Source organism: Pseudomonas sp. CYM-20-01 (assembly GCF_023169845.1).
Lineage (GTDB): Bacteria > Pseudomonadota > Gammaproteobacteria > Pseudomonadales > Pseudomonadaceae > Aquipseudomonas > Aquipseudomonas azotoformans.
Genome location: NZ_AP025169.1, coordinates 4,088,979 through 4,102,294, shown reverse-complemented (window position 1 = coordinate 4,102,294; position 13,316 = coordinate 4,088,979). Strand labels below are relative to the sequence as shown.

Annotated in this window: 16 protein-coding genes; 4 read left to right on the top strand and 12 right to left on the bottom strand. The window is 62.7% G+C overall.

Annotated elements, in window-relative coordinates; all coding sequences use genetic code 11:
• Positions 1-2 precede the first annotated feature (2 nt).
• The 3 genes from M2497_RS18260 to M2497_RS18250 form a co-directional block, all read right to left on the bottom strand.
• Positions 3-428: a GNAT family N-acetyltransferase gene (locus tag M2497_RS18260; RefSeq protein WP_248482153.1), complete on the bottom strand. Its 426-nt coding sequence runs from the start codon at positions 426-428 to the stop codon at positions 3-5.
• A 274-nt stretch (positions 429-702) separates the two neighbouring features.
• The gene (locus M2497_RS18255) at positions 703-1,194 is read right to left on the bottom strand and encodes a GNAT family N-acetyltransferase (protein WP_248482152.1); all 492 of its coding nucleotides are present in this window, start codon (positions 1,192-1,194) and stop codon (positions 703-705) included.
• 255 nt (positions 1,195-1,449) lie between these two features.
• Entirely contained in the window at positions 1,450-2,865 is a 1,416-nt protein-coding gene (locus tag M2497_RS18250) for a cytosine permease (protein WP_248482150.1), read from the bottom strand.
• Between the two features lie 218 nt (positions 2,866-3,083).
• On the opposite strand from M2497_RS18250, the gene M2497_RS18245 reads away from it, so the two are divergent.
• Positions 3,084-3,995: a LysR substrate-binding domain-containing protein gene (locus M2497_RS18245; protein ID WP_248482148.1), complete on the top strand. Its 912-nt coding sequence runs from the start codon at positions 3,084-3,086 to the stop codon at positions 3,993-3,995.
• A gap of 105 nt (positions 3,996-4,100) precedes the next feature.
• Here M2497_RS18245 and argE read toward each other — a convergent pair whose 3' ends face one another.
• The 5 genes from argE to M2497_RS18220 form a co-directional block, all read right to left on the bottom strand.
• Positions 4,101-5,246 (bottom strand): acetylornithine deacetylase, encoded by a 1,146-nt coding sequence (gene argE, locus M2497_RS18240; protein WP_248482146.1) that lies wholly within the window; start codon positions 5,244-5,246, stop codon positions 4,101-4,103.
• The gene (locus M2497_RS18235) at positions 5,243-5,920 is read right to left on the bottom strand and encodes a DUF1028 domain-containing protein (protein ID WP_248482144.1); all 678 of its coding nucleotides are present in this window, start codon (positions 5,918-5,920) and stop codon (positions 5,243-5,245) included. The genes argE and M2497_RS18235 overlap by 4 nt, the downstream gene beginning before the upstream one ends.
• Positions 5,921-5,931: 11 nt before the next feature.
• Positions 5,932-6,342 carry a RidA family protein gene (locus M2497_RS18230; RefSeq protein WP_248482142.1) on the bottom strand — a complete coding sequence of 137 codons (411 nt, stop codon included), beginning with the start codon at positions 6,340-6,342 and terminating at the stop codon, positions 5,932-5,934.
• Between the two features lie 23 nt (positions 6,343-6,365).
• Complete coding sequence (locus M2497_RS18225; RefSeq protein ID WP_248482141.1) at positions 6,366-7,655, bottom strand: NAD(P)/FAD-dependent oxidoreductase; 1,290 nt, start codon at positions 7,653-7,655, stop codon at positions 6,366-6,368.
• A 139-nt stretch (positions 7,656-7,794) separates the two neighbouring features.
• A complete protein-coding gene (locus M2497_RS18220; RefSeq protein ID WP_248482140.1) occupies positions 7,795-8,400 on the bottom strand; it encodes a response regulator transcription factor in 606 nt (201 codons plus the stop codon).
• 115 nt (positions 8,401-8,515) lie between these two features.
• Here M2497_RS18220 and M2497_RS18215 point away from each other — a divergent pair, with 115 nt between their 5' ends.
• Positions 8,516-10,129 (top strand): hybrid sensor histidine kinase/response regulator, encoded by a 1,614-nt coding sequence (locus M2497_RS18215; protein WP_248482139.1) that lies wholly within the window; start codon positions 8,516-8,518, stop codon positions 10,127-10,129.
• Here the strand turns inward: M2497_RS18215 and M2497_RS18210 are convergent.
• Together M2497_RS18210 and M2497_RS18205 are read right to left on the bottom strand one after the other, a co-directional pair.
• Positions 10,119-10,454, bottom strand: coding sequence for a hypothetical protein (locus tag M2497_RS18210; RefSeq protein ID WP_033896666.1), 336 nt, complete (start codon positions 10,452-10,454; stop codon positions 10,119-10,121). The two genes, M2497_RS18215 and M2497_RS18210, sit on opposite strands and share 11 nt — an antisense overlap.
• Before the next feature lie 244 nt (positions 10,455-10,698).
• A complete protein-coding gene (locus M2497_RS18205; protein ID WP_248482138.1) occupies positions 10,699-11,181 on the bottom strand; it encodes an HIT family protein in 483 nt (160 codons plus the stop codon).
• A 125-nt stretch (positions 11,182-11,306) separates the two neighbouring features.
• Between M2497_RS18205 and M2497_RS18200 the strand changes: the two genes are divergently transcribed.
• On the top strand, positions 11,307-11,636 hold the full coding sequence (locus tag M2497_RS18200) for a DHCW motif cupin fold protein (RefSeq protein ID WP_248482137.1): 330 nt from the start codon (positions 11,307-11,309) through the stop codon (positions 11,634-11,636).
• 16 nt (positions 11,637-11,652) lie between these two features.
• Here M2497_RS18200 and M2497_RS18195 read toward each other — a convergent pair whose 3' ends face one another.
• Positions 11,653-12,120: a copper chaperone PCu(A)C gene (locus tag M2497_RS18195; RefSeq protein WP_248482135.1), complete on the bottom strand. Its 468-nt coding sequence runs from the start codon at positions 12,118-12,120 to the stop codon at positions 11,653-11,655.
• A complete protein-coding gene (locus tag M2497_RS18190; RefSeq protein ID WP_016976099.1) occupies positions 12,120-12,728 on the bottom strand; it encodes an SCO family protein in 609 nt (202 codons plus the stop codon). The genes M2497_RS18195 and M2497_RS18190 overlap by 1 nt, the downstream gene beginning before the upstream one ends.
• Positions 12,729-12,892: 164 nt before the next feature.
• Here M2497_RS18190 and M2497_RS18185 point away from each other — a divergent pair, with 164 nt between their 5' ends.
• Complete coding sequence (locus M2497_RS18185) at positions 12,893-13,276, top strand: DUF2946 domain-containing protein (RefSeq protein WP_248482133.1); 384 nt, start codon at positions 12,893-12,895, stop codon at positions 13,274-13,276.
• The last annotated feature ends 40 nt before the right edge of the window (positions 13,277-13,316 follow it).

Below are 13,316 nucleotides of genomic sequence, written 5' to 3'. Positions count from 1 at the left end.
CATCACAGCGTCTTAGACAGAAACACCCGGCTGCTACCGTCCGGTTCGCATGGAATCTCACCAAAGCGCACCCAGCCATGCTTCTCGTAAAACCCCGGCGCTTGAAAGCTGAGGGTGTACAGCACCGCATTGCGACAGCCCCGGCGCCGGGCTTCTGCTTCAAAGGCATGTAGCAACTGACTACCCAGGCCTTCGCCGCGCAACGTGTCGGGCAGGTGAAACAGATCGAGAAACGCCGTGCCCAGCGTGGTTTTGCCGGTGATACCGCCAAGGATTTGCCGGGTGTCAGGATCCTTGATCAGCACCGCCAGCAAGCGCCGGTCGTTATAGCCCGTGATGGCCTCATTGAACGCCGCCAAGCCGGCGCCGAGGACAGGTTCCGCGTCGGGGTTGGGCTGGTCGCTGACTTCAATGTGGAGGGCTGTCATCACGGGTTCTCGTCTGGCTTATGCGCGTTGCCATCCTCCCATGTTATCGGCCTTGATCTCAAAATCTACTGGTTCGCGGTACGGATCTCCCAGCGGCGTATGTTGCCCTTTGCCCGCCGCTTGGGTGGGTTGCCAGCTTTGCGTAGTGGGGTCGAACACTTCGGCATCATCCCCGGCGGTGTCATCCAGGGGGTTGTGGCGTGGCTGTTCGTTATCGATGTGCGTTGCAAGCGCTTGCGTCCGGACACACAAGTGCCGCCTTGACCCGGGGGGGCTAGAACACCATCACCATCTCATGCCACGCCATGCCACCGTGATCCGACGGCGACGGCTGCACGTATTGGTAACCCATGCGTTCATACAGCGGAACATGCTGTTCCTTGCACATCAGATGAATCGTCTGCTTGCCCATGCCGCGCATGCGCTGCACAAACTCGGTCATCAGTATTCTCGAATAGCCCTTGCCCTGGTGCGTCGGGTCGACCACCACCGACATGATCACCACATTCGGCGCGTCGGCCGAATGGCCCACCAACTCCTTGAACGCTTCATCTGACATCACCACCTTGTGGGCGCAGCCGCCGTTGATGAACCCCACCACTTCGCCAGCCGCTTCCAGGATCAGAAAACCTTGCGGGTACTGCGCAATACGCGTGGCGATCTTTTCCAGGGTGGCGGCTTCGTCGCCTTCGTAGGCGGTGATCTCGATTTCAAAGCAACGGGCGGCGTCGGCGGGGAGGGCGTTGCGCAAGGTGAGGGCGGGCATGGGCGTTTCCTGAGGCATTGAGCGAGAGGCCACATGATAGACAAACATCGACCCGAGCGACACAGATCCCCTGTGGCGAGCAGGCTGTTGTGGCGAGCGGGCTTGCCCCGCGTTGGGTTGCGAAGCAGCCCCAAAATCGGCACAGGAGACCTGCCTGGCGCACCGCATTCAACCTTACTGGGGCCGCCGCGCAGCCCAACGCGGGGCAAGCCCGCTCGCCACGATGACTTCATCACTCAGATCACAGGGAGTGCATCAAACCCCACCCACCAACTTCCCTCCGTCCATCCGCCGCTTATACGCACTGTCCCGACTCGCCAGCCAGAAATACAACGGCGACGTCACCACCAACCCCACCACCCAGGACAGGTCCGCCCCGTTGATATGCGCCGAAATCGGCCCGACATACAGCGGCGTATTCATGAACGGAATCTGCACCACGATCCCCACTGCATAGGCGAGCAATGCCTGTGGGTTGTATCGCCCGTAAATCCCGCCGTCCACGCGGAAGATCGAGGCGATGTCGTACTTGCCCTTATGGATCGCATAGAAGTCGATCAGGTTGATCGCCGTCCATGGCACCAGTACCACCAGTAGCACCAGCACCATGTCGACGAAGTGGCCGATGAAGTCCTTGGAGGCAAACACCGCGGCAATCGCACAGGTTGCCAACACCAGGATCGAGATCACCGTGCGGCTTTTGGCGGTGGGGATCCAGCGATACGCAAAGGTCTGCACCAGGGTGATGATCGACAGCACCGCACCATATAAATTGAGCGCGTTGTGGCTGATCACGCTGAGCAGAAACAGCACCAGCATCAACGGGCCGATGGTACCGGTGGCGAGCTTGACGGCGTCCATGGTGTCCATGCCGACCGGGGTGGCGAGCACGGCGACGGCGCCGAAGATGAACGACAGGCTGGAGCCCAGGGCCGAGCCGAGGTAGGTGGTCCAGAAGGTGGAGGCGACCGGCACGTCGGCCGGCAGGTAGCGCGAGTAGTCGGAGACGTAGGGCGCGAATGCGATTTGCCACAGCGCCGCCAGGGACACGGTCGCCAGCCAACCGGAGATGTTGAATTCACCACGGGTCAGGAAGTCGGTGGTCTGTACGTGGGTGAAGATATAGCCGAACCCCAGCACGATCCCGGCGCCCAGCACCCAGGTGCCGATGCGGTTGAGTACGTGGATGAAGCGGTAGCCGATGATGCCGATGATGCCGGAGCCGATGGCGCCGATCACGATGCCCACCGGCACGGGCACGGCGTCGACCACGCCGTGCAGGGACTTGCCCGCCAGCACGATGTTGGAGGCGAAAAAGCCGACGTACATCACGCCGGCAATCACCACCACCAGCAGTGCGCCGAGTGAGCCGAACTGGGCACGGCTCTGAATCATTTGCGGGATGCCCATCTGCGGGCCCTGGGCCGAGTGCAACGCCATCAACACGCCGCCGACCAGGTGGCCAACGAGGATCGCGACGATGCCCCAGAGCAGGTTGAGGTGGAACAGTTGCACACCCAGCGCCCCCGTGACGATCGGCAACGGCGCGATGTTGCCGCCGAACCACAGGGTGAACAGGTCTCTGACCTTTCCATGGCGGTCTTCCGGGGGCACGTATCCAATCGTGTGTTTTTCGATAAGCGGGGCGGAGGATGTTGCAGTGGTAACCATGACGAGCTCCAAGGCAAGGTGAGTACGTTGACGTACTTCGCTGTGCGCCACCTGCGCGGCGCTTTGTTGTTGGAGTGATCATCTGCAATGGGCGCGGGGAGGTAAATTAGTAAGTTTGTTGCTATAGACCTTAAAAAATATAGCTCGCGTCTTGTCGCGCTCGGGTATGTTGCCTACACCTGATTGACGGGCGAAGTCCCACGTTTCTGGAGGTCCCGATGGCTGCCTACAACCTGCGCCAGCTCAGATATTTCGTCACCACCGCCGAGTGCGGCAGCGTCGCCGAGGCGTCGCGCAAGCTGTATATCGCGCAGCCGTCGGTATCCACGGCGATCAAGCAGCTGGAAGACAGCTTTGGCGTGCAGCTGTTTATCCGTCATCACGCCCAGGGCGTGTCGCTGACACCCAGCGGCGCACGCTTTTACCGCAAGGCGCTGGAGCTGCTGCGGGTGGCCCACGAGTTCGAGCAGAACGCCCTGGCGGACAATGACGTGGTGGCGGGGCAGATCGATATCGGCTGCTTCGAAACCGTGGCGCCGCTGTACCTGCCGCGCCTGATCGCCGGCTTCAAGGCGCGTTGGCCGGGGGTGGAAATCCGTATCCGCGATGGCGAACAACAGGAGCTGGTGCAGGCGCTGACGGCGGGCAGTATCGACGTGGCCATGCTGTTCGAGCACGACCTGGGCGCGACTATCGAGACCACGCCGCTGATGCCGCCGCAGCAGCCCTATGCGTTGTTGCCGGCCGATCATCGCTTTGCGCAACAGGCCAAGGTGTCGCTGGCAGACCTGGTGCTGGAACCGATGATCCTGCTGGACGTGCTGCCCAGCCGCACCTACTTCGTGAGCATCTTTGAAGAACGCGGGCTGACGCCGAATATCGTGTTCAGCTCGCCGTCGATCGAAATGGTGCGGGGCATGGTGGGGAGGGGGTTCGGGTTTTCGATTCTGGTGACCAAGCCGTTCACCGAGTACACCTATGACGGGCAAAAGGTCGTGTGTGTGCCGTTGGCCGAGACCGTCACTGGTTCCGGCCTGTCGGCGGTATGGCTGCGCCGCGCGCCGCTGACCAAGCCGGTGCAGCTGTTTGTCGATTACTGCCAAGAAGAACTCGCCCGAATCCTTGGCTAAATCCAGGCATGCCTTGCTTTTGTAGTGAGCGAACTTGCCTAGCGCGGGGCAAGCCCGCTCACTACAAAATCAAGCGCTTACCAGGCTCTGCATGAACCCAAGTGCTCAAGCGCGAACAGACGCCAACATCCGCCCCAACATCGCATCACACCCCGCCAGTTGCTCCACCGTCACAAACTCATCCGGCTTATGCCCCTGGTCCATGCTGCCCGGCCCGCACACCACCGTGGGAATGCCCACTGCATCAAACAACCCGCCTTCGGTCCCAAACGCCACCGTCCCGAATTCCTTCGAACCGGAAAACGCCGCAATCCACTGCGCCGCCTGGCTGCGCTCGTCGGTGACCAAGCCGGGGTACGCCGACAGCTCGGTAAACCGAATCGCACTCTGCGCACTCACTGCCTGCATACGCGGCAGCACCTGCTGCTCGGCGTACGCCTTCAATTCGTCCGCCACCTCGGACGGGTCCTGCGACGGCAACGCGCGCACTTCGAAATCAAACCGGCAATCCGCCGGCACGATGTTGAGGGCCTTGCCGCCACTGATCACCCCGGCCTGCACCGTGCTGAACGGCGGATCAAACCGCGCATCCTGGGTATCGCGCAGTCGCTGCCCCATCCGCCCCAGTTCACCGATCAACTCGGCGGCATGTTCAATCGCATTCACTCCATACGGCGCATAGGCGGAGTGACACGCCTCGCCATGTACATCGCAACGCATCGCCAGCTTGCCCTTGTGCCCGAGCACCGGCTTGAGTTCGGTGGGTTCGCCGATGATGCACAGCATGGGTTTGACCGGGCGTTGCTCCAACACTGCAAGCAACGAACGCACGCCCAGGCAACCGACTTCTTCGTCATAGGACAGGGCGATGTGCACCGGCACCCGCAGCGGTGCGGAGACCAACGCCGGCACCAGCGCCAGCACGCAGGCGATATAGCCCTTCATATCGGCGGTGCCGCGGCCAAACAGCTTGCCATCGCGCTCGGTCAACTCGAACGGCGGCACCGTCCAGGGCTGGCCGTCCACCGGCACTACATCGGTATGCCCCGACAGCACAATGCCGGGCAACTCTACCGGGCCGACGCTGGCAAACAGGTTGGCCTTGCTGCGTTCCTCGTTGTAGATCAACTCGCTGGCCACCCCGAAACCGGCCAGGTAATCGCGTACAAACTCGATCAGTTGCAGGTTGGATTCACGGCTGGTGGTGTCGAACGCAACCAGCGATTGCAGCAGTTCGCGGCTGGTGCTCATCGGTCATCTCCGGCCACGCCGTAGCCGGGGGAACGGTCCGGGGCAAGGGCGCGGTCGATGTAGTCCTGCACCTGTGGACGGTAGGCGTCCCAGAGTGTTTGCAGTGCAAGGATTGGCTGTTCATCGGCCCAATCCACCCGCAGGTTGATGATCGGCCAGGTCAGGTCGCCCACCACCACCAGCGCGGCCGAATGCACCGGGCCGGCTTCGCCGCCGGCGGCAATCGCGGCGTGCATGGCCGCCAGCAGTCGGTCGGCCAGTTGGCCTTCACCTTGCTCGAAAGCAGTGACCATCGCCTCGATCACCGCACAGTCCGCCAGCATATTGCCCGCCGCCACGCACTGTTCGCCCGACACCGCGTGGTGAGTGCCGAGGGTTTCGCTGCCGCTGAAATGCACGCTGCGCCCCAGGTGATCAATCGCCGTGAGTTGCCGGTATTGGCTGTAGCCGTTGCGGGTCAGGGCCGTGTCGATGGCCTCGGCGGGGGCCAGCCCTTGTTCCAGCAGGTCGAGCACGTCCGGGCCCAGGGCCGGCAGCGTGATGTTCTGGGTCGACACCGCGCCCACACCCGGCCGCAGCCATGGGCAGCGGGCGCCTACGGCAATGCTCGAGGAGCTGATGGCGATGCCTAGCTGCCCGGTCTCGGCGCAACGGGCGACGATTGAAAAGGTCATGGTGGCGCTCCTTATTCGGGAATAACCGCGATTACATCGATTTCCATCAGCCACTGCGGCTGGCCGAGGGCCGACACCACCAGCCCGGTGGAAATCGGGAACACGCCCTTGAGCCACTTGCCGACCTCTTGGTACACCGATTCGCGGTAGCGCGGGTCGATCAGGTAGGTGGTGGTCTTGACGATGTGGCTGAGGTCGCTGCCGGCTTCCTCCAGCAGTTGCTTGACGTTTTTCATCGCTTGCTCGGCCTGGGCGCGTGGGTCGCCAAGGCCGATCAGGTTACCGTCGAAATCGGTGCCGACCTGACCGCGCACGTACACGGTGTTGCCAGCGCGCACGGCCTGGCACAGGTCGTTGTCGAGGCTCTGGTTGGGGTAGGTTTCTTTCGTGTTGAACATGCGGATACGGGTGTGAGTAGGCATCAGGAAAACTCCGGCAATAAGGCTCAGGCGTTGACAGGGGATGGGCGAACCACCGGGGCGGCTTCGCGGTATTCAAGGTATTGACGCTGGATGGCGATGTGGTCGGCGACGTACTTGGCGTCGTGCCAGACGCCCCAGATAAACGACGAGCCACGGCGCGACTGCCACGGCAAACCGAGGAAGTAGATCCCGGCTTCGGTGGAGACCCCGCGCTGGTGCGCTGGCTTGCCGGCGGCGTCGAAGGCATCGACTTTCAGCCAGCTGTAGTCCACGGCAAAGCCAGTGGCCCAGATGATCGAAGTGATGCCGGCCGCGGCCAGGTCCAGTTCCAGGATCGGATTCTTGATGCATTCGGCATCGGGGAACACGCGACGGGCTTCAGGCTCCAGGGGCAGGTCCAGGCCGTTGCGTTCGATGTAGGCATCGGCGGCATCCAGCAGGGCCAGGTAGTTTTCATCGCCGCGTGCCAGGTTCTCCACCAGGTTCGGCTGGAACGTGGCGACGCTGCCATTGAACGCCTGGGTCAGGCCCACCAGGGTCATGCCTTGCTGGGCCAGCTCGCGGAAGTCGATGGTCTTGCCGCCGTGTGCGCCGCTGACCGCTATGGTCACGTGCTCGCGGCCGGGCTTCATCGCCGCCTGGTCCCACTCGCCCAGCACCCCCAGCCACCAGCAGAAGTCGCGGTTGCGGTAGGCGCGGGGCGGGCGGTCGTGGGCGCCGACCGAGAGGTACACCTGGCGCCCGGAGCGCTGCAATTCATCGGCAATCTGCACGCCGGACGAACCGGCACCCACCACCAGCACGGCACCCGCCGGCAGTTGCGCGGGTTTGCGATAGTCGGCGGAGTGGATCTGATGCAACGCGCTGTCTTTAGGTGCGATGGCCGGAATCACTGGCTTCTGGAACGGCCCGGTCGCGGCCACCACGCGGTTGGCTTCGATCACCCCTTCACTGGTGTGCACGGTGAAGCCGGGGCGACCGACATTGCGTACCACGGACAGCACCTCGACGCCGGTACGGATCGGCGCGTTGAACTTGCGCGCGTAGGCTTCAAAGTAATCGGCCACGCGTTCCTTCGGTGCAAAACCATCCGGGGCGACGGTATCGAATGCCAGGCCGGGAAAGCGGTCATGCCACGCCGGGCCGTTGGCCACCAGCGAATCCCACCGGCCGGTGCGCCAGCGCTCGGCGATGCGGCTGCGCTCCAGTACCAGGTGGGGCACGCCTTGTTTGCTCAGATGCTCGCTCATGGCCACGCCAGCTTGGCCGGCGCCCACCACCAGCGTGTCTGTTTTTGTGAGTGCTTCAGTCATGTCTCTGTCCTTGCGTAATGCAGTTGGATTCAGCGTTGGCATGACTTCAAGGCTAGGGGGAGGGGGTGTATAAATAAAATATTATTAAGCTGGGAAGTGAGCATAAATATCGGATGCAGAGGGGCTCACGCACGGCTTGTCACTGGAACTCTCCGGCATACTTCACGGCGGCCGCCGCCCGCGAGGGCACACCTAGCGTACGCAGCAGCGACGACACATGGATGCGCACGGTAAACGGCGAGATATCCAGGGCCTTGGCGATTTCCTTGTTGGTCTTGCCCTGGGCGATCAGGCGCAGCACGTCTTGCTGGCGGGCGGTGAGGGTATGGGTGTCCAGTGGCAGCAGGCCAGAGGGAGCGAACTTGACCAGTACTTCGCCTTCGCGGATCGCCAGCAGCGCCTGGCCGATCTCATCAGGGGCAATGTTCTTGCCGATGAAGCCGTCCGCGCCCAGGGCCATGACCTGATTGATCAGCGCCGGGTCGTCCACCATCGACACCACGATCAGCGTGGTGCGCCGCAATTGCTGGCGCAGTTCGGCCAGTTGGCTCATGCAGGTCAGGCCGGGGAAGCGCAGGTCGAGGATCAGCGTGTCGATCTCGCCGCCTTCGTGGATCAGCGCGAGCACACCGTCGAGGTCGCCGGCTTCCTGCACCAACGCGTCCGGCAGCAGGCGCTGCACGGTGCGCAGCATGCCTTCGCGGAACATCGGGTGGTCATCGGCGATGATGATACGGCCGGTCATGGGGTGCTCCTCCCTGGGGCAAGGTTGTGCCGTTGCATGCTACCTTACCACCGTGCCTCGGGCCTGCCTGCGGTGCGTGAAGGAATTGATGATTGCCGCACAAGGACGTAACCCCATGAGTCTTGAGACCAACTCCGAACTCGACCAGGCCAACCTGCGTATCGTGGTCGCCAGCATTGCAATCGTCTACATCGGTGCATTGGGCTTCCTGCCGGGACAGTCGGTGGACACCTACCTGCCGGTGATCCTGTATATCTTCCTGTTCCTGCTCGCCTCCATTGCCTTGCGCCAAGTCATCGTGCGCTGGCCGGGGCATTACCCGGCGCGGCGGATCTTCGGCATGATCCACGACTACACCGGCACCTCGTTCGGCATGGTGGTAGGCGGTGAAGCGGCGTTGCCGTTGTATGCGGTGATGGTGTGGGTCAACCTGGGCAACGGCATGCGCTACGGCTCGCGCTACCTGGCGATTGCCACGGCGCTGGCCTTGCTGGCACTGCTGATCGTGTATCGGCTGACGCCGGTGTGGCAGGCGCAACCCTTCATGGTGCTGATGTTGATGATCACCAGCACGGTGATCCCGGTGTACGCGCATATCCTGCTGGAGCGCACGCGCAAGGCCTCCGAGCAGGCCATCGCCGCCAACCTGGAGAAATCCCGTTTCCTTGCCCAGGCCAGCCATGACCTGCGCCAACCCATCCATTCCATCGGCCTGTTCACCGCCTGCCTGCGCGAAGCCCGGCTGGGTGATGAAGAGCGGCGCCTGGTGGATAACATCGACCGTTCGCTGCTCAACGTATCGCAATTGTTCCGCTCGATTCTCGATCTCTACACCCTCGACAACGGTCGCCTGCTGCCCAAGTACCAGGCGGTGCATCTGGGCGAGTTCCTTGCCGACCTGGTGCGCCAGAACGCCGAGGCCGCGCGCTGGGCCGGGGTGGAGCTGCGCCTGCGACCCTGCACGCATTGGGTGCTGGTCGACCCTGCGCTGCTGGCGACCATGGTGCAGAACGTGTTGTCCAATTGCTTCAAATATGGCGCGCAACGACCTGTGCTGATTGGCGTGCGCGTACGCGACGGCGGCTTGGCGGTGGAGATTCACGACCGAGGGCGGGGGATTGCCGAGGAGCATCTGTCAAAGGTCTTCGAGGAGTTCTATCGGGTACGCCACCTGCGTGACAAGGACGTCGAAGGCGTCGGCCTGGGGCTGTCCATCGTCAAGCGCCTGGGGCAGTTGATGGGGGTGCAAGTAGGCCTGCGCTCTCGGGTGGGCCATGGTACTTCTGTAAGCCTGTATGGCTTGACCCTGGCCACCGCGCCACGCGCCACGGCACCGCGCGACGACACACGCCAGGCCGGGCTGTTGACCGGGTTGAAGGTGTGCCTGGTGGAAGATGACCACAACGTGCTGCTCGCCACCCAGGCCCTGCTGGAGCGCTGGGGTTGCACGGTGCAGGCCGAGTCTTCGGGGCGTGATCTGGTCAGCGACTGCGACATCATCGTCGCCGACTATGACTTGGGCAACCACGCCACGGGTATCGAATGCATCGATGCCCTGCGCGAGCAACGCGGCTGGGCCGTCCCTGCGCTGATTCTCACCGGGCACGACGTGGAGAGAATCCAGGCCGCCTTGCACGACCGTCAGATCGCCATTCTCTCCAAGCCGGTGCGTCCCGCCGAACTGCGCGGGACCTTGCGCGACCTGAGCCAGCAGACGGTTACTGGGTGAAGCCCTGCAATGGGTTGCCGCGTGCACCTTTGGGTTGGCAGTAGGCTGCGGGTTTCATCATGCCAAAGCTGGCCACGGCGAACATGCCGCCGCTGGCACCGCTGGGCACCGAGCAGTTGTACTCGCCGGAGGCGGCACTGGCGACGTAGTAGGTGGTCATCGAGTCGCTGCGCACATTGGAGATACGCTTGACCGGCTCACCCAGGTTGGTCTCCGACAGCGTCTTGAGGTGGTCTTCGGTGGGCTTGATGTTGCTGCAGCCGGCCACGCCGATGATCAGGGCGCCCAACAGGGTGAGGCGGGTAACGGAGGATTGCAGTTTCATGGTGCTTCTTCCTTGGGGTTGTTATGGTTTTTCCAGCGCACAACACGCCCACGCGCAATAGTTGCACGGTGCCTGGGGAACGTTGGAAGTGCCGGAGAATATAGCGCCGCAGGGGGAAGGGGTCGATTAGCACAAGTGTGCTAATGGCTCGATGATTTCATGGAAGGAGTGGGAAATGCTGGAGATAACACGTGCCACCCCGCGAGCAAAGGATGCTGTGGACGTGTGGCAAAGCCGAGGACGGTTACAGTGCCCTGAAAGCCGCGCCCAGTCGAGCAATCACCTGCTCGACTGACGCCCCCTGGATCGACGGGGGCGTAGTGCTCTCGCCAAACTCCCGCCAGACAAACAGGGTCAACTCGGCCCCATCGGTCTGCGCCAGCTGCGCAGTGCCAAAGCGTTGTAACAGCCGATAGCGCTCATCCCGCCAGAACGCATCCTCCACCCAGTCATACACCGGGATGAAATGGAAATGCAGCGGGAAGCCCGGCATGTGCCCATACCGGCTGATATACAGCCATTTCGGCTCCAACTGCGCCTCCATTACCCGCTGGACCTTCGCCAGCAACCCGCCCAACTCGGCCAGCGCCGGTTCCGGCATGTCAGCCAGGGAGTGGATCGGCGCCTTGGCCCCCAGCATCAGGTAGCCGGGCAACGCAGATGCCAGATGATGGTTTAGCCGCCAGTGTTCGGTTTCGTGAAGGATGTAGGCAGGGTCGATCTGCATCAGCGTGTCCGTGAGCTCTGTGCGGGCAGGATACCTGTATCCCATAAAACGGGTCGATCTGTGTCTACCGTCCACCGTGTCTTGTGAATAGCCTCAAGTCACATCAATCAACGCGAGAGCTCGCCATGGATCTCACTGCTGTTCCTTTTGGCACCACAGACTGGGCCACGGTCGAACCGGTGATTCACCCAGGTATCACTGGCAATGCCCTGTGGCGCACCTGCCACTTCGGCACAACACGTGTGCGCATGGTCGAATACACGCCTGGCTACTTGGCGGACCATTGGTGCTGGCGGGGGCATGTGCTGTTATGCCTTGAAGGCGAGTTGCACACAGAACTGGAAGACGGCCGTCAGTTTACGCTGACGGCCGGGATGAGTTACCAGGTGGGCAATGACATGGAAGGGCATCGATCTTCGACGAGTGCCGGGGCAAGGCTATTTATCGTGGATTGAGGCGGGTGCGCACGTCTCAGTGCATCTTGCCATGGTCCATCCCATCCAGGCCACGTACCGGCGCCTTCACTTCAATCGCCTGCTTCTCGCCCTTGGCGTTCTGCACGGTCAGGGTCAGCGGCACCTGGTCGCCTTCCTTGATCTGGCCGGTCAGGCCCATCAGCATCACGTGGTAACCGTCGGGGTCGAGGGTCACGGCCTTGCCTGCCGGCAGGGCCACCGAGTCCACCGGGCCCATGCGCATCACGTCGTCCTTCATGCTCATTTCATGGATCTGCACGTCCTTGGCCACCGGCGAGGCCACGCTCAGCAATTGGCTGTCGCTGTCGGCGGTGACGGTCATGAACGCGCCGCTGGACGGCTGGCCTGGCACAGTCGCACGTACCCAGGCGTCGGTGACTTGCACCTGGGCGCTGGCGTGCGCGGCGAGGCCCAGCAGGGTCATGCCGATAAGGGTGCGCTTGAGGTGTTGAACGGCAGTCATTAGCAGACCTCCATGACGGTGAGCAGGTCTTCTGCGCACTCTTTAGCGGTAAGGGATGCCTGCAGGCCCAGGCGCAGGTTGCCACGGGTGTCGAACACGAAACTGGTGGCGGTGTGGGACAGGGTGTAGGTGTCGCCGGCGGGGATCTTTTCATAGAAGATCCCGAATTCCTTGGCGGCCACGGCGATTTCTTCCGGGGTGCCGTACAGCGCTTCGAAGCTGGGGTCGAAGGCCTTGACGTACTTGTCGAGAATCTCCGGCGTGTCGCGTTCCGGGTCGAGGGTGATGAACACCACCTGCATGATTTCGCCGTCGCGGCCCATCAGCTTCTTGGCCTGGGCGGCGCGCGCCAGGGTGGTCGGGCACACGGCCGGGCACTGGGTGAAACCGAAGAACACCACCGGCATCAGGCCCCGGAACGAGCTCAGGGTGACGGTTTCGCCGTCGGTGTTCTTGAGCTTGAAGGTGCGGCCCATGATCTTGTCGCTCAGGTCCTTGCCGTACTTGAAGTTCAGCTTGGGGCTGTAGTCACAGCCGCCCAGCAGGCTGCCCAGGCCCAACAGGCCCATACCGGTCAGCACCTTGCGGCGGGTGAATAACGTACTCATCAACTGTGCATCCTGTGAAGCGCCTGCATTGCTCTGGATCAATACGTCAGGCTTTGAGGGCGCCCAGTCTACCAACCCTGGCAAGCGCACGTAATCTGCGACGTTCTGCCACAGGGGCATGTCGCGCTTCATCCTTTTGCGGCGCTGGTGGTAGAGTCGCCGCCATGAAATCGAGCCACCCCGACCGTTCGCTGATCGCCTGGGCCCTGTACTTCTGCGTGCTCATGAACCTGTTCGTCTGCGGTTTGGGGCATGGGCAGATGACGGGGCAGGCGCTCAATGGCATCGGCGGGGCGTTCTGTTCGGTGAGCGGCAACCAGGCGCCACTTTCCGACAAAGGGTTGGGCAGCCCGTCTTCCAGCAACATCTCGAACTACTTTGCCTGCCCGGTCTGCAACGCATTGACCGTTGCCCTGGTGTTCCTGGTCGGCCTGGCCTGGCTATTGGGCCTGGGACACGCCCCGCGCCCGGCCCATGAACGGCGCAACAAGGCGCCGCCACGCTATTCCTGGCCCTCGGCCAACCCTCGCGCTTCCCCTGCACGCTGACGTTTGCCTTGGGCTTCCTGAAACCAGGAGGCGTCCCATC